This is a genomic window from Desertivirga xinjiangensis, from assembly GCF_024436435.1.
Lineage (GTDB): Bacteria > Bacteroidota > Bacteroidia > Sphingobacteriales > Sphingobacteriaceae > Desertivirga > Desertivirga xinjiangensis.
Window position 1 is genome coordinate 769921 of the sequence record NZ_JAFMZP010000002.1, and the last position, 19861, is coordinate 789781.

The 19861-nt window shown below is 40.7% G+C and carries 17 protein-coding genes and 3 tRNA genes; 10 read left to right on the forward strand and 10 right to left on the reverse strand.

Translation table 11 applies throughout. The annotated features are described in order from the left end of the window. Positions 1 to 3 precede the first annotated feature (3 nt). The 3 genes from J3P37_RS08090 to recR form a co-directional block, all read right to left on the reverse strand. On the reverse strand, positions 4 to 1560 hold the full coding sequence (locus tag J3P37_RS08090; RefSeq protein ID WP_256010593.1) for a peptide MFS transporter: 1557 nt from the start codon (positions 1558 to 1560) through the stop codon (positions 4 to 6). Then, a complete protein-coding gene (locus J3P37_RS08095) occupies positions 1560 to 3734 on the reverse strand; it encodes a S9 family peptidase (RefSeq protein ID WP_256010594.1) in 2175 nt (724 codons plus the stop codon). Before J3P37_RS08095 ends, J3P37_RS08090 begins: the two co-directional genes overlap by 1 nt. Positions 3735 to 3835: 101 nt before the next feature. After that, positions 3836 to 4453, reverse strand: coding sequence for a recombination mediator RecR (gene recR, locus J3P37_RS08100; RefSeq protein ID WP_256010595.1), 618 nt, complete (start codon positions 4451 to 4453; stop codon positions 3836 to 3838). A 135-nt stretch (positions 4454 to 4588) separates the two neighbouring features. Here recR and J3P37_RS08105 point away from each other — a divergent pair, with 135 nt between their 5' ends. Both J3P37_RS08105 and J3P37_RS08110 read left to right on the forward strand, forming a co-directional pair. Next, positions 4589 to 6064, forward strand: a complete 1476-nt coding sequence (locus J3P37_RS08105; RefSeq protein WP_256010596.1) for a sodium:solute symporter — start codon at positions 4589 to 4591, stop codon at positions 6062 to 6064. Between the two features lie 20 nt (positions 6065 to 6084). Continuing rightward, entirely contained in the window at positions 6085 to 6789 is a 705-nt protein-coding gene (locus J3P37_RS08110) for an LOG family protein (protein ID WP_256010597.1), read from the forward strand. A gap of 151 nt (positions 6790 to 6940) precedes the next feature. Here J3P37_RS08110 and J3P37_RS08115 read toward each other — a convergent pair whose 3' ends face one another. Then, positions 6941 to 8113, reverse strand: a complete 1173-nt coding sequence (locus J3P37_RS08115; RefSeq protein WP_256010598.1) for a glycosyltransferase family 2 protein — start codon at positions 8111 to 8113, stop codon at positions 6941 to 6943. Between the two features lie 32 nt (positions 8114 to 8145). Then, a complete protein-coding gene (locus J3P37_RS08120; RefSeq protein ID WP_256010599.1) occupies positions 8146 to 9066 on the reverse strand; it encodes a glycosyltransferase family 2 protein in 921 nt (306 codons plus the stop codon). Positions 9067 to 9132: 66 nt separating this feature from the next. Between J3P37_RS08120 and J3P37_RS08125 the strand changes: the two genes are divergently transcribed. Genes J3P37_RS08125 through J3P37_RS08140 form a run of 4 tightly spaced genes read left to right on the forward strand, consistent with a single transcriptional unit; the run spans position 9133 to position 11729 of the window. Further along, positions 9133 to 9675, forward strand: a complete 543-nt coding sequence (locus J3P37_RS08125; RefSeq protein WP_256010600.1) for a hypothetical protein — start codon at positions 9133 to 9135, stop codon at positions 9673 to 9675. Between the two features lie 4 nt (positions 9676 to 9679). Continuing rightward, complete coding sequence (locus J3P37_RS08130) at positions 9680 to 10831, forward strand: response regulator (RefSeq protein ID WP_256010601.1); 1152 nt, start codon at positions 9680 to 9682, stop codon at positions 10829 to 10831. Then, positions 10832 to 11158, forward strand: coding sequence for an STAS domain-containing protein (locus tag J3P37_RS08135; protein ID WP_256010602.1), 327 nt, complete (start codon positions 10832 to 10834; stop codon positions 11156 to 11158). Beyond that, entirely contained in the window at positions 11145 to 11729 is a 585-nt protein-coding gene (locus J3P37_RS08140; protein ID WP_256010603.1) for an ATP-binding protein, read from the forward strand. The genes J3P37_RS08135 and J3P37_RS08140 overlap by 14 nt, the downstream gene beginning before the upstream one ends. A gap of 48 nt (positions 11730 to 11777) precedes the next feature. On the opposite strand, the gene J3P37_RS08145 is transcribed toward J3P37_RS08140, so the two are convergent. From J3P37_RS08145 to J3P37_RS08165, 5 genes are all read right to left on the reverse strand, one after another. Next, positions 11778 to 12155 (reverse strand): hypothetical protein, encoded by a 378-nt coding sequence (locus J3P37_RS08145; protein ID WP_256010604.1) that lies wholly within the window; start codon positions 12153 to 12155, stop codon positions 11778 to 11780. 506 nt (positions 12156 to 12661) lie between these two features. Further along, positions 12662 to 13975 carry an ammonium transporter gene (locus J3P37_RS08150; protein WP_256010605.1) on the reverse strand — a complete coding sequence of 438 codons (1314 nt, stop codon included), beginning with the start codon at positions 13973 to 13975 and terminating at the stop codon, positions 12662 to 12664. Between the two features lie 133 nt (positions 13976 to 14108). Further along, the gene (locus J3P37_RS08155) at positions 14109 to 14729 is read right to left on the reverse strand and encodes a hypothetical protein (protein ID WP_256010607.1); all 621 of its coding nucleotides are present in this window, start codon (positions 14727 to 14729) and stop codon (positions 14109 to 14111) included. 44 nt (positions 14730 to 14773) lie between these two features. Further along, positions 14774 to 15613 (reverse strand): formyltetrahydrofolate deformylase, encoded by an 840-nt coding sequence (gene purU / locus J3P37_RS08160; RefSeq protein ID WP_256010608.1) that lies wholly within the window; start codon positions 15611 to 15613, stop codon positions 14774 to 14776. Positions 15614 to 15746: 133 nt separating this feature from the next. After that, positions 15747 to 16664 carry a hypothetical protein gene (locus J3P37_RS08165; protein WP_256010609.1) on the reverse strand — a complete coding sequence of 306 codons (918 nt, stop codon included), beginning with the start codon at positions 16662 to 16664 and terminating at the stop codon, positions 15747 to 15749. A gap of 297 nt (positions 16665 to 16961) precedes the next feature. On the opposite strand from J3P37_RS08165, the gene J3P37_RS08170 reads away from it, so the two are divergent. The 4 genes from J3P37_RS08170 (at position 16962) to J3P37_RS08185 (ending at position 19509) form a co-directional block, all read left to right on the forward strand. Next, entirely contained in the window at positions 16962 to 18965 is a 2004-nt protein-coding gene (locus tag J3P37_RS08170; RefSeq protein ID WP_256010610.1) for an HD family phosphohydrolase, read from the forward strand. Positions 18966 to 19130: 165 nt separating this feature from the next. Continuing rightward, a tRNA-Ser gene (locus J3P37_RS08175) sits at positions 19131 to 19217 on the forward strand. An 86-nt stretch (positions 19218 to 19303) separates the two neighbouring features. Continuing rightward, positions 19304 to 19377 (forward strand) — tRNA-Pro (locus J3P37_RS08180). 58 nt (positions 19378 to 19435) lie between these two features. Next, positions 19436 to 19509 (forward strand) — tRNA-Pro (locus J3P37_RS08185). Positions 19510 to 19861: the final 352 nt, after the last annotated feature.

Here is a 19861-nt window from a genome sequence, read left to right on the forward strand (position 1 = left end):
TTTCTATTTAACATCATTCATTAGTTTTCTGACAAGACCCGACGCAATGATCAGTACAATACCCGCGATCAGGGCATATATCGCAAGCTGATAATACCCATCAGTAAAAGTGATCAACTTTTGATATAAAGTATCGTTCTCATTACCTTTAGCCATGTCAGCACCTAACAAGCCTGCAACATACTGACCATAGGCACTGGCAAGGAACCACATCCCCATCATTACTCCCTGTAAGCGTGGAGGTGAAAGCTTGGTCATGATTGACAGGCCGATAGGAGAGAGGCAAAGTTCTCCAAGAGTAATGATCAGGTAAGCCAGCGTGAAGATATCCAGCGAAGTTATTCCCTGTTCATTTGCAAAAAATCTGGTTGCGTAGAACGTAAAGAAAGCACCGGCCAAAAACAGAAAACCTAGCCCGAATTTGACAACCGTATTAGGCTCTATTCTCCTTTTTGCCATGGCAATCCATAATAAGCCGAGTAATGGGGCAAAAATAATCACGAACAATGAGTTGGCAGCGTTATTTACACCGTTCGGGTCCAGGGGAATGCCGAGTACTGTCTTCTCAAGATTATTGGCTGCAAACAAACTCAGGGATCCGCCGCTTTGCTCGAAAAAGGCAAAAAACAATATTGAAAAGAGGATAAATATCAAAGCAGCAAATAGTTTTTTGCGCTCGATTACGTTGTATTTAGTCATCTCATAAAAGAGATAGATCAGTGCTGCAGGCCCGATAGTATACATAAACCAGTCGGTATACTGAGTTTTAGAAACCATGATCATGATCAGCGGTATCACCGCTATAGAACCCGCATAAACAGCATAACTATACCAGCTGGTGTTTTTTGCTTTTTGTCGAATTGTTGCAGGCTCATTAGCGACGTTATGGCCTACGCTCTGTACGATCACAGGCTCAACTGTTGAATTGAAAGCAGGCGGCAGACCGATGGGCCCGAGACTATGTTGCGTAAATAAGAAGGTGAGAAGGCTGATCGTCATCACAATACCCGCCAGACCAAAAGCCAGGTGCCAGGAATATTCTTTGCCTATAGCGATACAGGCATATCCCCCTATCAGTGCCCCAATATTAATACCGGAGTAGAATAATGAAAATCCTGCATCGCGACGAGGGTCGTTGTTCTTATACAGCTGCCCAACCATAGTAGATATGTTTGGTTTGAAAAAGCCGGTACCGACTACAGTAAAGCTGATGCCGAGGAAGAAGAACTCGTGGGGATCATAAGCAAGGATGGCACTGCCAACAATCATAAGCAAGCCTCCCCAGAACAATGACTTTCTGAATCCCAATATCTTGTCAGCAAACAATCCCCCGATAAATGTAAATGCATATACAAATGCTTGTGTGGCCCCATATTGCAGGTTGGCCATCTCATCATTCATCAGCAGTTCTGTTACCATGAAATAGGCGAGCATACCACGCATCCCGTAAAAGCAGAAGCGCTCCCACATTTCAGAGAAAAACAAATACCAAAGCTGCCGGGGGTATTTTCCCTTGAAATCCTGGATCTGTTCTAAGGAAGGGCTGTTGGATTGTTCCATTATAAGTTATTATATATAAAAGAAGTTAATTTTGAATACAAGTGAATAGAAGTATTACCACCCCTGATACTATGGTTTTTGTTGGGATAATAGGCTTGCTCGAACGGTATGTTTGCGTTGATAAGCGCTTCAGAAAATGCTGCGCTATTTTGAAAGTGTACGTTATCATCGCCGGTACCATGTATCAGTAAAAATTTGCCCTTTAAACGATCTGCAAAGTTGATAGGAGAGTTGTCATCATAACCCTCTGGATTTTCCTGGGGAGTTTGCAGAAAGCGTTCAGTGTAAATGGTATCGTAAAAGCGCCAGTTAGTTACCGGGGCCACGGAAATAGCCACTTTAAATATACCATTGCCTTTGGTTGCACAGAGCGCGGACAAATAACCTCCAAAGCTCCATCCCCAGATCCCAATCCGGACCGGATCAACAAAGCTTTGTTTTCCAAACCATTTGGCTACTTCTATCTGATCGATGGTTTCATATTTACCCAGCGCTTTATACGTCATTTTCTTAAAGGCGGCTCCTCTGAAGCCGGTTCCTCTGTTATCAACAGAAGCTACTATATAGCCGTTTTGTGCCAGCATCCTCATCCAGGTCATAGATATTCCAGCCCAGGAGTCTGATACATTCTGGCTGCCGGGACCGCCATAGACAAAAAGTAATACGGGATATTTCTTTGTGGCATCGAAGTCTGAGGGTTTTATCATATACCCGTTCAGATCTACACCTTCCGAAGTTTTTAATGTAAAGAAATCGGCCTTTGGTACCTGGTAGCGTTCCAGGTTGTTTTTAAGTGCTGAATTGTCCTCAAGTATCCTCAGGCGCTCGCCCGCCTGGTTATGAAGACTGATATAGGCAGGCTGATTGATTGTGGAATGTTGTAGTATATAATAGCTGAAATCGCTGCTGAACACCGCACTGTTTGTTCCGTTTGAAGCACTAAGACGTTTCTTGTCACCACTGCTGAGCTTGATGGAATAAATATCTCTCTGCAAGGGAGATGCCTCCGCCGACTGATAATAAACAACCTTGTTCCTCTCATCAATTCCATAAAGCTCCGTTACATCCCATTTACCTGAGGTAAGCTGTTTCAGCACTTTCCCATCCATATTATAAAGATAAATGTGATTATAACCGTCGCGCTCACTGGTGTTTATAAACTGGGTTTTATTATCCAGAAAAGTAAGTTGTTCCTGCTCTATGTCGATATAATACTTATCCTGCTCGGTCAGCATTACCTTCGATCTGCCGCTGAAAGCATCAGCAAGAAGGTAATCGAGCTTGTTCTGGCGCCTGTTTAGACGAAGCACACAGAGCTGCCCGGGATCAGCCGTCCATTTAATGCGAGGAATATACTGGTCTTTCTCTGAACCCACATCCACATTATGCGTGCTCTTATTTCCCGTATCATAAACATGAATGCTCACTATCGAGTTCTTTTCGCCAGCTTTAGGGTATTTGTAAACATATTGAAGAGGATAGAGGGAGTTAAAAACAGTCATCGAGAATTCAGGCACCGCCCGTTCATCAAACTTATAATAAGCGATCTTTTTACTGTCGGGGCTCCAGAAAAACGCGCGGGCAAAGCTGAACTCTTCTTCATAAACCCAGTCGGAACGGCCATTAATGATTTCATTCTTCTTACCGTCAGCGGTGACCTGCAGCTCGTTAAGCGAGGCAAGATCTTTAATGAAAATATTGTTGTTTCTCACGAATGCCACTTTCATGCCATCAGGAGAGAATGTTGGAAATAGCTGTTTTTCCTTTTCGGACAATGGAATAAGTTTTTTAGTGCTAAGGTCAAGGACGTAGTAGTAAGCGAGTGTAGAACGTCTGTAAACCGCTTCTTCATCTTTAGATAAAAGCACCTTGCTTTCGTCTTCGTTGAACTCAGTGCTTAGCTCCATGGTGTCTTTACCAGTAATAACATTTGCTGAAGAATAAATGGTTTCGAGTGTTTTCCCGTCTGCATAACTTTTTCTCAATACCTTCAACAGTCCTGTTTTTCCATCTCTCACAATAGAAGCATAACTTTTCCCGTCCTTAAGGGAGTTTAATCCATATATAGTCCGTTGTTGAAAAGTTGTTGCTTTGAAAAGCGAGTCGATTGATATTTTAGAAGTTTGAGCAAATAGATTTTCACACAGAAACAATAAAAAAAAGAGTTTCTTCATACAAATTCCGGGGTATAGAAGTAAAAGTAATCATTCTAACGAATTAGAATGGATGATGTTGGATGTTTAAAGTCTAATTTTTTAAGATTTTACTTAATTCTTTACTTTATTAGAGAGTTTTCGTAGGGAATCCTGGTAGCAATAGACCTGCCGAGCGTAATTTCATCGACATATTCGATCTCGCCACCAAAAGCAATACCACGGGCAATTGTACTGATCTTTACCGGTAGATCCTTTAATCTTTTATACACATAAAAGATGGTTGTATCGCCCTCCATGGTGGCACTTAAAGCGAGTATGATCTCACCAACCCCGCCATTTTTGACACGCCCGATCAAGGATTCTATATTCAGTTCGGATGGCCCTACTCCATCCATAGGCGAGATTAGGCCGCCCAGCACATGGTAAACTCCATTGTACTGATTGGTATTTTCGATAGCCATTACATCACGGGTATCCTCAACAACACATATTAAGTCCCGGTCGCGTTTCTTATTTGTACATATTTCGCAAACAGGGCTATCTGATATATTTTGACAAACATCGCAAAACCTGATGTCATTTTTTAAACGGGTTAAAGCCTCACTAAATCGCTGAACATCCTGCACTGGCTGATTTAACAGATGCAATACTAATCGCAATGCCGTTTTTTGACCAACACCCGGAAGCCTGGAGAATTCGTTTACAGCATTTTCCAATAATCGGGATGAAAAATTCATTTTGCAAAGGTATTAATAGGATTACACAGATTAAAGCCGCTGGAGGATATTTCCGGTTTCCCGGCGTAATATTTAAAGGATTAACATTTAGTACTTATATTGCGCCGAACCAAATTTGCCCTTAACTGATAAAGTATGTCGCCTATAGTTTTATTATCGTTTATAATTGGATATTTTGTGATACTTATTACCGTTGCGCATTTCACTTCAAGGAAGTCTTCAGATAATTCCACTTTTTTCATCGCTAATCGTAACTCAAAGTGGTATTTGGTGGCATTCGGTATGATTGGTACGGCACTGTCGGGGGTGACATTTATTTCTGTACCCGGCGCAGTTGGGAACAGCAGTTTCGGGTATTTTCAGTTTGTTTTAGGCAACGCTGTAGGCTTTGTGCTCATCGCAACAGTTCTGCTGCCTTTGTATTATCGCATGCACCTGATTTCCATCTATACTTATCTGGAGCAGCGGTTAGGATTCTGGAGTTATAAATCAGGGTCCATGATCTTCCTGATCTCGCGTACGATCGGCTCGGCGTTCCGGTTGTATCTGGTAGCTATCGTTTTGCAGAAGTTTATTTTTGATGCCTGGAACGTTCCTTTTGCCATTACGATACTAATCTGCCTTGTGTTAATCTGGCTATACACTTACAGGGGAGGACTAAAAACCATTATCATCACCGATACTCTACAAACGGTATTTCTGCTTTTGTCGGTAGTTTTATCTATTTATTTTATCTCGAAAAGTCTAAACTTTAGTCTTACAAACGCGTTTGAAGCAGTTAAAAGCAGTTCTTACTCTAAGATCTTCTTTTGGGAGGATTTTGCGGGAAGTAAGGCGCACTTTCTGAAACAGTTTTTTGGGGGAATATTCGTCACGATAGCCATGACAGGCTTAGACCAGGATTTAATGCAAAAAAATTTAAGCTGTAAAAATATCGGTGAAGCTCAGAAAAACATGCTCACTTTTACAAGCATATTTGTGGTGATCAACCTGTTTTTCCTTAGCGTTGGCGCCTTGTTGTACATGTTTGCCGCAAAGAATAACATTGATCTTGCCTCTTTTAAGACTCCTGATCACCTGTTCCCTGAAATAGCACTCAACCATCTTAATATCGTACCAGCGATTATCTTTATGTTAGGCTTAACTGCGGCGACCTTTGCTACCACAGATTCGGCGCTTACCGCCTTGACGACATCTTTTTGTGTTGACTTTCTTAATTTTAATAAAGAAAAGGACCATAATTCGCCTCGTCTGGTCCGTACCAGGCACCTGGTGCATATTTCCTTTTCCTTTTTAATGCTCCTGGTAATACTTGGTTTTAGGGTGATCAATAACGACTCGGTTGTAAATGCTATTTTTAAGGCTGCAGGATATACTTACGGCCCCTTACTCGGACTTTTTGTTTTTGGTATGCTCACTAAAAGCAATGTAAGAGATCGCCTGGTTCCATATATCTGCATTTTATCTCCGGCAATCTGCTTTTTACTGGATTCTTATTCGGTCCAATGGATAGGGTATGCCATAGGATTTGAACTGATAATTTATAACGGATTAATAACCTTCCTGCTTTTGCTAATTACCAGTAAAGGGGAAAATAAAAACAAATACTAAATACAATACTTATTGGGAATATGACAAGTGACGATAAAATAAGAAGTGCATTCGAGAACCAGAACTGGCATGAAATTAAGGTAACAGACTCGTGGCAGATATTCAAGATAATGGCCGAATTTGTGGATGGCTTTGAAAAGCTGGCTAAAATTGGCCCCTGTGTGTCGATCTTTGGATCTGCACGAACGCCCAATGACAATAAATACTATAAAATTGCCGAAGATACTGCGAGGTTGCTTACAGAGCGCGGTTATGGTGTGATATCGGGCGGTGGACCGGGGATTATGGAAGCGGCCAATAAAGGCGCTTATGAGGCAGGAGGGAAGTCAGTAGGGTTAAATATTGAGTTGCCTTTTGAGCAGTTTCATAACAAATACATTGACAGGGATAAGATCCTGGAGTTCGATTATTTCTTTGTCCGGAAGGTAATGTTCATGAAATACTCTCAGGGATTTATTGTCCTGCCAGGTGGTTTCGGCACCATGGATGAGATGTTTGAAGCTATTACACTTATCCAGACAGGTAAAATTGCAAGGTTCCCAATTGTTTTGGTAGGTACCGAATATTGGAAAGGCTTATTAGACTGGGTAGAGAATAATATGCTTGACGCAAAGAATATAAGTCCAGATGATCTTGGTCTCTATCGACTGGTAGATACCGCAGAAGATGCTACAGAACACATTTTTAGGTTTTATAATAAGTACGTTCTCAAACCGAACTTTTAACGTAGGAAATTTAGTTTCTCAGCACACGCGGCACGCGTGCGCTAGCATAGCCGGCATATACCCTAATACGCTTGCTAGTGCACGGGTGCCGTGTGTGCTTTACGAGCGGGGATATAAATGCTGGTCGTTAAATTTTTTAGATATCGTTATTTTATTTCCTTTTCGATTTTTCCCAGACGGAACTCTGCTGTTTCTTTATATAGCGTCGAATGCCCGCTAGTACCGCATAGTTCATGATGCAAAAATAATACGGGATAAATAACACCTTAATCCGGAGCTGTTTTTTCTCCAGCACAAGACCTATAAATGCGAATAAATAAAACAGGATCTGCCCGGCCAGTAAGATCTGGTAAAGCTGCTCTTCTGGCTGCAAGGCAATGATCAGGTTTAGCAAAAAAGCCAGTATCAGCAAGAACGGAGTGATGGTCCAGCGAAGCACACGATGGCTAATATACTGGAAACTTAAAGTGCCATATTTAAAAATGTTCAGCAAACTCTTTAGCCATATAATAGATTGTATGCCTCCGGCTGCTATCCTTACTTTACGCTTTAGTTCTTCGGATACGTCGGCTGACGCAGTTTCCGAAGCATATGCTTCAGGTTCATAAATGATCCGGTATCCCTTTTTGGCAATCAGCATGGAGATCATAAAGTCATCAAGTATAGCATTTTTATCCACCGGTTCGTAGAGCTCTCTGCGTACGCTGAAAAGTTCACCTGCGGCACCAACTACCGAATATAACTCGGAATCCCATTTTTTTAATGTAGATTCATACTTCCAATAAAATCCTTCACCCGCTGCACTTGCATCGGCTTGTTCATCGGCCATCACCCTTTTTTCGCCGGCAACTGCTCCCACCGTTTTATCAGCGTAATGACGGCAGATATTCAACAAGGCGCCTTTATTCAAAAAGGTATTTGCGTCTGTAAATACGATGACTTCAGTATCGATCGTTTCAACTGCACGGTGAACCGCTGCAATTTTACCAAGACGTTCCGGTCGGTGCATCAGGCGGATCTCAGGATATGTTGAAATTATCTGAGGGGTCCTGTCGTTCGAGCCATCTGTGACAAAAACGAGCTTAAGGCGGTCGGCCGGATAGTTTAATGCGAGGGTATCTGCAATTTTTTCCTGGATAAAGCTCTCTTCATTATAGGCAGCTACTACCAGGGTGCAGCTCGGCAGCCTGTCTGCATCAATAAGTGGCAGGATCCTTTTCCCTTTTAAGATCCTCCTCAGCCTTACAAGGAGATATAGGAGAATTCCATAACCAAGAAAAGTATAGAAAATTATAAAAATTGCAAGCCAAAGCGTAAATTTCATTTTATCTGATTTTATTCTGTAATATCCTGTAGCTAAATTTTTTGAATGGAGTAGCCCAGATCTTTACTGTCTTTTTTGTGAGTAATATTCCACCAAATTGCTTTGATGAAATTCTGCGCAAGGTCCGGTCGTTTATCACGGAGATAAGTAAACAGATTTCTGGGGGCTACCAGGCAGCAGAAGTGGAAGTAGAAGAGAAATCTGGCGATCAGCGGGGCATTTCTTCTAATGAACAGAATCCTGTTCCTGTTCATAAAGTATTCTTTCAGAGAGCTTCTTTTGCCAACGGAAACAGACTCTTTATGATAAATAAGAGCCCCGGGCTCCACCCATATTACATATCCAGACCTCTTTATCCTCTCGCACCAATCCATTTCCTCATAATAAAGAAAAAAGTGTTCGGCCATTAAGCCTGCTTTTTCAACAGTTTCCTTCCTAACCATCATAGCTGCACCGTCGGCAAAGCCAGTGGGTTTCGCTGGGCCATCGTATTGGCCTTTGTCGGTTTCATACTCGCCAATCCGCTTGTTACGGGCAGTAAAGTAATTCATTGGTGTAAAACCTGCATACTGTATAATGTCTGGTTGATGGAAAAACCGGATCTTCGGCGAAACCATACCGGCGGTAGGGTGACTATCGAGCACAGCAGCAAGCGATTCGATCAAACCTGAAGTAAATTCTGTATCATTGTTCACCAAAAACAGGTAATCACCCGTAGCTGCTTTAATTCCTAAATTATTGCCGCCGGCAAAACCTAAATTACTCTCTGAGCGTATAAAATGGATGTCAGGGTATTTGGACTGCCACTGTGGAACAGGATTAATGACACTACCATTATCGATAACGATGATTTCAGTGTCGGGGTAACTGTTTAGAGTTGAAATGGAATGAAGAAGTTCTTCTGTTACCAGGGCTTGATTATAATTAACAGTGACTACTGATACTTTATTCATTATACGGAAAAAACGTTTTTACGCTATAAAAAAGGGGAAGATACAATTTTATTAAATTAAACAGCTTTGGAAAACCGAAAGAGCATTGAAGACCAGGTTAAGCAGTTTGAACAACTGGAGGATTCGCAGGTATCTGTTGAGAAAAAACTAGATGAACTTATAATGCTACTTGAAAAAAGTAACCTGGATAGTGAGACATTGAGCCGCTTGCAGGATAAGTTTGTTACGGCTGCCGAACAAACGAAATCGTCTAATGATAACTTTAAAGCATTTCAAGGCCTTGATAACAATGGCTCAAGCCGGCTTGAACTGGCGGACAACCTGGAAAGTTTACTGTCATCTTACAACGTAGACAGTAAGGTCTCAAAAAAATATCTCTTTGCCGAAAGGGTTTCCAAACTTGTATTAATGCTTATAGCTGTAGTATTAATGGTGTTTGGCTATGCCCTGATCGTTATGCCTGCTACCCCCGAATTTGAAATGTTTACCATTTTTTATTTTACAAGGGATGATGGATTTACATTAATGGATCTCATAGCGTTGTTAATTGTCTTTGCTGGTGTATATTTGTTTATTCGTGCTGTTATAAAAACTAATAGTCCGGATTGATTGTATGCCTCAAATTCAGAAAAAGATCCTTCTTGTTGATGATGACCGACTAATTCTTATGTTGTTTAACAGGGCCTTGATCGACGGTGGTTTTCAGTGTTCAACTGCCCAATCTGTCGAAGAGGCCATGATTTTATTGGGTAACGATACTCCTGATCTCATTCTATCCGACTATCAAATGCCTGGTCAGGACGGTTTTGAATTCAGAACGAGGGTCTTAAATGATAAACGCTATAAAAATATTCCTTTTGTTTTTTTAACCTCATACACAGACAGGGATCTGATCCAGCGTGGTTTGGATATGCAGGCTGTTGATTATATCGACAAAGAAACACCTGTTCCATTGGTTGTGTCGAAGCTCAATAATATTCTGCAAGCTATCAGAAAGGAGCACGAAAAGTCCATCTATGAAATCCGGGTCGCTGCCGAAGCTCTGAATCTGAGTTCTGTACCGGCAAATCCTCCTGTCATAGAAGGCTTCTCCCTAAACTTTCTATACAAGAGTTTTGAAGACTATCCTGGAGGCGATTTTATTGACTTTATATGTATTGACAATGATTTTACCTTTGCAGTCCTTGGAGATGTAATGGGAAAGAAATGGGGGGCATGGTTTTTCTCGTTCAACTTCCTAAGTTATATCAGGTCGGCAATACGTTTATGTGTTTTTGATGGCGATTTGTCGACAGCCAGTATTCTTCAGAAGATAAACCGGGTTATTTTCATGGATCCGGTGCTGGGCGATGTACTTTCTACTTTATCTTTACTGATGATAGAGCACAAGACCGGCAAGGTACATTATTCCGGAGCCGGAGACCTTCCTTTGGTTTACTATAATGCTCATGAGAAAACCTGCCGGCGAATCTGTTCATCGGGCTTACTCCTGGGGGTAATGCAAGACGGCCTTTATAATGAGGAGATAATTAACCTCGCAGAGGGCGATCAAATGATAATTGTTTCTGACGGAATGATAGATTTTGAACTTAACGGAGAGAAGAAAAGCGACTATGATTTGTTTTTTAATTTCGTAATGCCTATGCTTGGAGAAACAAACTCATTCGATTTAATTAAAAATGTAACCTTTTCTGCAGATAAACGTAAACATCTGGTAGACGACTGCAGCTTAATTTTTATTGAAAAAATTAAAACTGATAAATAAATGATCGAAACTTTTACCCACAGCAATTACACTGTTGCTAAGCTACAGATTAAAGAGGCAAATTTAGATGTGGCTGAGCAATTTAAAACCGAAATCCTTCAATTGATTGACAAAGGACAAAATCTTATCATAGTAAGTTTTGAAAATGTTGCTTATGTAGACAGTTCGTTTTTGGGAGCCCTGGTATCCGTATTAAAATATGCGATGTCTAAGAATGGCGATATTGCAGTTGTTCAGCTAAACAAAGACATTAATAATCTGTTCAACCTTATTAGAATGAACAAAGTGTTTAAGATTTACAACACCCTCCCTGATGTTTTTGCATAAGAACCAGCTGGCTGTGGCAACTGAAATCGTAAGGACTTTTCATTTTAACAATGAATCGAAATCCATTCATTCATTGCTTACAGAGATTGTTTCCTTTATAAAAATTCATTTACCTTCTGATAGTTACGAGGATAAAATAAGTAACTGTAAGCAAATCCTAATTGAGTTGCTGACCAATGGAATTAAACACTCAGATACGGCAAGTTCTGTAATTACGATAGTTCTGGCCGATAATCAGGTGTCGATCAGTAAATCTGATTCGGGCAGGATGTTCTATTTAGATGATTATACCGGCTGGCCACCTTTACAGTGGCCGCTGGAAAAAAAATATCTTGGTGAAAAGATAAGGATCTATTCAGACGACATCAATCAACTCTATGCCGTTATTGAAAATGATCAGCGTATATCTTTTGAACTAATTGAGTACCCAATAGGGACACTTACAAATGACACTCACCTTATGGAGCATTACGGCCTGCTGATTTTGAGAAAGCTGTCTGATGAATTCTTCTATGCATATGATCCGTCTACAGGATCAAATCTTTTCAGAGCTACAATTAAGCTTAGCTGATCAACCCTATACTTTTTTCTACCTTCGACTTTGTTCTGTCAACTTATACTAGAATATATCTATAGTGTACTTACAGGCTTCAAAATGATCATCTTCTCTTCCCTCCATAAATAGTACTACTTTATATTCGGTTAGATTATCGTTAAACCCTAAAAACATTCTGCGCAGGCACCTTTGTATGATAGGACTTAAATAGATGTATAAGTTTTCGCAATAGTGATGGAATTTGGATTTAATAGTCTTGTCGTAGAAGTCATTTCGGTTGAAATCGGACATATTGATGGTGAGGATACCGGCATTAAAAAAACCGCTTACGATCTCATTTCTGATGCCTGGAGATAGTCGCTCCAGCCATTCTTCCGGCAGTTCTTCAAAGATTGTATTGTTAAGGGTGTTACTAATAATTTGTCGATAGAGATTGAGCATAATCTGTTTTTACAAAGGTCCTAAATGATGTAAATTCTTTTGTCCATTTATTGCCTTTATGTGACTATGAATAGTTACTTCTAAAAAAACAAATTGTTTGTATAAGTTACAAGTATTAATTCAAATTAATAAAAACAATGAATGCAGATCTGTACAAGGCTATCCTGTTCAACGAAACTGTTTTAACTGGCAGGTATGGAGCGTATCGGTAATGATTTCATTATTTGGTGGTTATCCGTGCGCGCCAAAATCTTGTTGTCGCATAAAAAACGGCATTTCCGCAATTACAGAGACATGATTTTTTAAATAAAAAGTTTAAACAGGAGGCTCGAAATTATATTAATTTACTTTTTTTGGAATAAAATTGCCTGTTTTCTTCCTGAAACTTCTTTTTTGTTCGGTACTAAGAATCTGCAGAAAGAGGTTTCGAAGAGTTCTAGCAGGGCAGCTGACGAAAAAGGTCCAGCAATATTGCCAGACCTTTAAGGAGGGATAGATCTTATATGTTATAAGCTTTCGCCATGCTGACTAATATCTAATCCAATGCGTTCATCTTCTTCCGACACCCTTAACCGAGTAATCATATCTGTAATTTTTAATAAAGCCCATGATCCAAAAAAAGAGAATATTGAGGCTCCAACCAGAGCGACACTCTGTACCAGGAAAAGATGCGTTTCTCCAAATATAAGTCCATTCCCTGTAGTATTTGCCGGATTAATAGCCTGGGACGCGAATACTCCAGTAAGGATCATTCCGACCATACCGCCCACTCCATGACAGGGAAATACGTCAAGAGTATCGTCTATTGAAGTACGTGTGCGCCATTCTACCACAAGGTTACTTACTATAGCGGATATCATACCAATTAGTAGGGAATGGGGAATGGTTACAAAGCCTGCAGCAGGAGTAATGGCTACTAATCCTACCACTGCACCGATACATGTTCCCATGGCGGAAGGTTTACGACCTTTAAATGCGTCGAAGAATATCCATGCTAAAGCCGCAGAGGCCGAAGCTGCCATAGTGGTGGACAATGCAACGATAGATAAACGGCCTACGCCAAAAGCTGAACCTGCATTAAAGCCAAACCATCCAAACCATAACAGTCCTGTACCGAGCATCACATAAGTAATACGCGCAGGGTTATGATTTGGCTCATTACGACGTTTAAGATACAGGGCAGAAGCGAGTGCAGCCCAGCCTGCCGACATATGAACCACAGTCCCTCCGGCAAAGTCTAATACTCCAAATTTAAATAAGATACCCTCAGGGTGCCATGTAGCATGAGCCAGTGGCGCATAAATAAATATAAAGAACAGGCAGATGAAGAAGACATAAGAAATAAAACGTATACGTTCAGCAAATGCGCCGGTGATCAAGGCCGGGGTAATGATGGCAAACTTTAACTGGTACATAGCAAACAAAGCCAGTGGAATGGTTGGTGCCAGCTCCCAGGGCTTGCTGTCAAAAACGTCCTTCATCATGAAAAAGCTTGCCGGGTTTCCTATAATTCCCCAGGTGCTTTCGCCAAATACCAGGCCAAATCCAAATATCAACCATATTACAGTGATTATTGCCATACAGATGAAACTTTGCAACATGGTTGAGATGACGTTCTTTTTATTCACCATTCCGCCGTAAAAGAAGGCGAGGCCGGGCGTCATGATCAAAACCATTGCCGTTGCAGTCAGCATCCAGGCAATATCAACGAGATTGTACTCTGTTAAATCGGTGTTTTTTGGCACCGATGGAAACAAAAAGCAAAATACTGAAAAAAGAATAATAAAAATAAAAGGAATCTTAGACAATTTATTTGCCATACTTAGTTTTGGTTATTAGTGGCCGCAAATATATTCTAAATTGTAAAGTTTTAGAATTTTTATTGCTTGTTTGGTAATAAAGTATGTCTAAAATTGGATTTCATTGGTTTTTCTTAAATGTTTTAAGAATTTTCTAATCTTCTTCCTTTGAAATCAGTCCTTCCGTAAGACTTTTCCATTGAGCGCTGGAAATACCTATCATTGCCCCAATAGCAATGACTGTATTTCTTATTTTGTCCTTGAGAGTTTCAGTGTCAGTGTTTGGCAATTCATTCCGGCCGTGCACTTCTGCTGTCACTGTCTGGTTCACTCGTTTGATCAGAAAGTAACTGTTGGCATTTTCATCGAAAAAGTGTGAGGTGCTTCTATCTGGTGTTTCCGGATTACTTGCCGGGCAGACTTTCACCAGGATATACTCCCAGTTTTCATTCTCATTAACATCTTCTTCAACTGCTTCAACCTGCACCCAATCGAAACCTTCACCAGAATCAGATCCGGGAGCCGGTATATCTATTTTGAAAAAGTCACCTTTTTGAAGTTGCCGGTCAATTTGCCTTCCGCTGGCATCGGTTAAGGTGAAAGAAGCAGAGGCCTGACCGGCAAGACTGTGCCATTGCGACACCCTGAGCAGACGGTCCCTGCAGAGTTGAAAATGATTTAAAGCTTCTTCAGGGGAGGATAAGGTAATGCTGCTGCTGTTGTCGCTTTTGGCTCCTTGTTGGTTTTCAGGTATGATGTTATCAGGATGTTTCATAGTAGATTTTTAGATAAAACATCCTGATAGCAGAAAGTTTGTGTTTATTCGAAAATGATAGTTTTATTTCCGGTTACAAATACTCTGTCCTGAAAAACTAACTGCAATGCTTTGCTGAGCACAGACTTCTCGATCTCTTTGCCAGCAATAACCATTTCCGAGACACCAAAGGTATGGTTTACCGGTATAGTTTGCTGAACAATGATAGGGCCCTCGTCCAGATCATTGGTTACAAAATGCGCTGTTGCGCCAATTACTTTTACGCCACGCTCATAGGCTTGACGGTATGGACTGGCACCAATAAATGCAGGCAAGAAGGAGTGATGAATATTAATGATCTGGTTAGGAAATCTGGCAACAAATTGAGAAGAAAGGATGCGCATAAACTTAGCAAGCACTATAAAGTCGGGCTCGTAAGGTTCAACAACGGCTAAAAGCTCCTGTTCAAACTGCTCCTTCGATTTGTTTTCATGTGTGATATAGTGAAATGGGATATCAAATCGCTCTGCAAAAGTTTTCAGCGAATCGTAGTTGCCCGCTACACAGCATACATTTGCCCCAAGGGTATTAAATGAATGTCGTACAAGAATGTCGGCAAGGCAATGATATTCTTTTGTTACCAGCAAAGCGACAGTTTTTTCAGCTTTTGGGTTTATGGTTACTTTTGCTTCAAGAGGGAGGGAGGCCTGGAGTTCATCCAACAGCTGGTTTGCACTTTGTACCATTCCGCGACATTCTATTCGGGCAAAAAAACGATTCGCCGCCTCGTCGACAAATTCCCGCATAGCGGTAATATTTAAATCATGTTTTGATAAGATCTGAGAAATAATAGCAACAAGCCCAACATTATCCCGGCATTCAATCAGAATCAAGGTTTTATTCATGCCCTAAATATAAAGCAGGATTTTAAATTTCCAAGAGTGTTTTTGCCAGGGGGGGCTAAACCCGCAGTAATTAGGCGGAAGGTTTTAGCATTTCAGCTTTAATAGTAAAGTTTTCGGGCCACCGTCATAGGACCTAGTTAAGTTTATTAACCTTTTCCTTTAGGGCTTTAGTAGGATCAATAAAAGAATCGTCCAGCTCTGATGGCGCATTTTTTAATTCGAGATCCTGAACAAATTTCCAGCGGCCATTAGAAAGCTTAAACCCATCATAAGACATATCGGGCCCCATTAATTCCGGCTTGTTCGTTATTCTTGGGTCGGGCGCGGCAAGGTGATCAAAAACTATCATTCTTTCTTTGGGCTGATAATTCAACATCATAGATACCTGCCGGTTGTATTCAAAGATCACCCTTTTTTTACCCAGCAAGTCTTTATTGCCCTCAAATACAGGTAAACCAAAATACGCTTTATCATCCTTGAACTGTAGTACTTCAATGACTTTCCTGGTTGTTTTTACGGTATTACCCTTCCAGCCAAGTAGTATGTAATAGGGTGAGCGCACATTTGCCGTTACCGGAATGATCTTATAATACTGCGCGCCAAACCAGTTCTCATTTGTAGTTAAGGTGTCTTGCGGATTTTTGATAGCCTCTGTATGATCTATTAGAGGTAACATTTTTAAAGTGCTGCTTCCCGGAGTGTTCATTTGTATTGTGCCATAATAACGGTAACTTCCATTATTATTCATTACATGCCAGGAAAATATTCTGAAGCGCCTGTCGGGTGATAACTGAATAGAGATTGTCTTAACGGAGTCAAAGCCAAAGTTAAACGAATTAGGTGTTTTAAGAGCTTTAATAAGCGTTCGTATCATCTTATAACTCGAACTGTATCGCTCAGCTTCATCCGGATTGTTAATGCTCTCATAGCTTAACATTTTTATCGTATCCTGATAACGCAAAATAAGATCTTTGTTAGGCGATGAATGCTGCGCCTGTATGGCTTTAAGTCCGCTTAAAAACAGAATTGTAGCTAAAAAAAGTGTTTTCATATTTGATCTCAACCTAACCGCAAAAATGTTCTTCAGTTTGGGCTCCTGTCGGCTTTTTAAACGAAGAAGTGATGTTTGTGGTTACAGTCCTTAATAAAACGCTATTGTACTATAAAACAGTATAAGTACTTAATTGATTCTATATATAACAAAATTGATTTTCTTTCTCTTTTTTTGTGACCGGGTTTATTAAATCTTATATTTTTGAAACACTAAGGAAACAACGTGGCTAAATTCAGGAGAAATTCCCATTTAATACTGTACCGTAAGTATTCTTCCTCGCTTAAATATTTATTGATGGTACTATGCGTACTGATAGTTACGCTTTTTTTACCGAAACATGCCCGGTTTAAGTACGAGTATGAAAAGGGAAAACTTTGGATGAACAAGGATCTGGTGTCGCCTTATAGCTTCGCCATAGAGAAAACCGCTGCAGAACTCGATAAAGACAGAAAAGATGTCCTGGCTTCCGTGTTGCCTGCTTATCAATATGATCCAGATGTTTTTGAGACGGAACTTCAGGCTTTTAATGCTGATCTCGATATTAAATGGAATTCAGCCAATGAGGATGCCGAGATGCAGATAGCATACCGCGAAGCGGGCACAAAGATCCTTACAGAAATTTATGAGCGAGGTATTATGTCGTTATTCAAAAGATACCAACGGACTGGCGACAATTACAACTTTCTTTTACTAAATAATAATCAGGCCAGGCAGATGAATACTGTCGGAGTATTTACTTTGGAATCTGCAATTAAGTATGCAGAAAAGCAGGTAAATGAAGACGTTCGCATAACCAACAAACAGTGGTTGGTTAAGTTACTGGAAGACAGGATAAATCAAAACTATATCTTCGACGAACGTTTAACTGAAAAGCTGGAGGCTGAAGGTCTTCAGAATATATCCACCACCCGTGGAATGGTGCAAAAAGGTGAATTCATTGTAGGCAACAAAGCGGTGATTACTCCGGAAATCTATCAAAAGCTCGAATCTTTAAAAAATACCTACGAAAAAGACTCGAAAATAAGAGGAGACAAGCGGATCATTTTCGCCGGACAGTTTTTACTAGGGGGCTTAGTAGTAATGCTATTGATGGTCTTCCTACGTCTGTTCAGAAGAGATATCTTCCAGGATAACCGGCAAATTTCGCTGATTCTTATAGTTATCACCTCAATGCTGGTGGTATTATCCTGGTCTATACAGCTTAAAATACCTAACCTCTACTACATTCCTTACTGTATAGTGCCAATTATTATCAGGATACTGTTTGACACCCGTCTGGCGCTTAACATACATTTATTAGTTGTGCTCATAGCTGGCTTTTACGTTCCTAATAGCTTCGAGTTTGCGTTTTTGCAAGTAACATCCGGCATGGTGGCTATTTATAGTATCAAGAACTTGGTAAAACGCGAGCAATTTCTGATTTCTGCATTATTAATTCTGGGAAACTATTTTGCTGCCTTTCTAGGTATTTCTTTAATAAGAAACGGTTCTCTGTATGCTATAGACTGGATCACGTTTGTCCCTTTTACTATCAGCGTTCTACTGTCATTGCTTGCTTATCCACTTATTTATGTCTTCGAGCGGGTGTTCGGTATCACTTCTGAAGTGAGCTTGATGGAGATCACCAACACTAACTCAAAACTACTTAGAGAGCTTTCGTACAAGGCACCAGGCACCTTTCAGCATTCTTTGCAGGTGGCTAATCTTGCGGAGGCTGCCATTTATAACATCGGTGGAAACGGACTGCTGGTTAGGGCAGGAGCTTTGTACCACGACATTGGAAAAATGGAAAACCCCCAGTACTTTATTGAGAATCAGAACAAGGGATCCAGTCCGCATGATTCATTGTCATATGAGGCCAGTGCTCAGATCATTATCCGGCACGTTACAAAAGGAGTGGAGATAGCACGCAGGAATCACCTGCCTGAGATCATAATCGACTTCATCAGAACCCACCATGGCAACACAAGGATGGACTATTTTTATCAATCATACCTTAAAAACTTCCCGGAAAAGTTCGTGGACGAAAATATTTTCAGGTATCCCGGACCAATTCCTTTTTCGAAAGAAACAGGTGTTTTAATGCTTGCTGATTCAGTAGAAGCTGCATCCCGAAGTTTAAAAGAACCTGATGCCAAAAGTATTAATGCGCTTGTTGACAGGATTATAGATTATAAACTAGATCAGGGTCAATTAAACAATAGTAATATTACCCTTAAAGACGTAGCCATGATCAGGCAGATCTTTAAAAGTATGTTAATGTCAATTTATCATGTTCGGGTGGACTATGACCTATAAAAAAGTGAAATTTTTTTTTGAAGGGACTACCTTATTACTATATTTGCACACCCTAAAACAAGGGCACGGGATTAAAACACCGGAGTTTAAAAACTCGAAAAATGGTTCTTTAAAATACTAGATCTTTAAATTCAGCAGCATCCGGGAAAGCTGTTAAAAATAAACGGAGAGGTGCCTGAGTGGCCGAAAGGAACAGTTTGCTAAACTGTCGTACTGGTAACGGTACCGCGGGTTCGAATCCCGCCCTCTCCGCAAAAAAGAATTAAAAATCTACTTTTTTTAACGGTTTTAAAACCGTTACTTTGCACTCCCTTAAAAAGGAGAATAAAGATACCGATCGGGGTGTAGCGTAGCCCGGTATCGCGCCACATTTGGGATGTGGAGGTCGTAGGTTCGAATCCTGCCACCCCGACTAAAATCAAGATGAGTTTGATTTTAAAATTGAAGTAATAAAAAAGATCGATACTAATCGGGGTGTAGCGTAGCCCGGTATCGCGCCACATTTGGGATGTGGAGGTCGTAGGTTCGAATCCTGCCACCCCGACTTTAAGAAGGACAAAGTGGACCAATTCCATTTTGTCCTTTTTTATTTCCACGCTTTTGGTACTCCCCGGCACACCGTGTGTGCCAAAAACGGATCAAGTGGAAAAGTTGGGGGCGGCGAAGCGCATTAGTGCCAAACTTTTTAAAACGGTCGTCATGCCGAATTCGATTCAGCAACTCTTGAACTATAAAGGACATGCTTAAGCAAGAGGTCCTGAAACAAGTTCAGGATGACGAAGGAAAGAACATCCCCCCAACTTTTCCGCTTGCTCCCAAAAAATTTTATGCTGGTAAATAGCAATTCCTCCTCCAACTTACGCTTAACCTTATCGTTGCAATATCGCTGCCCATAT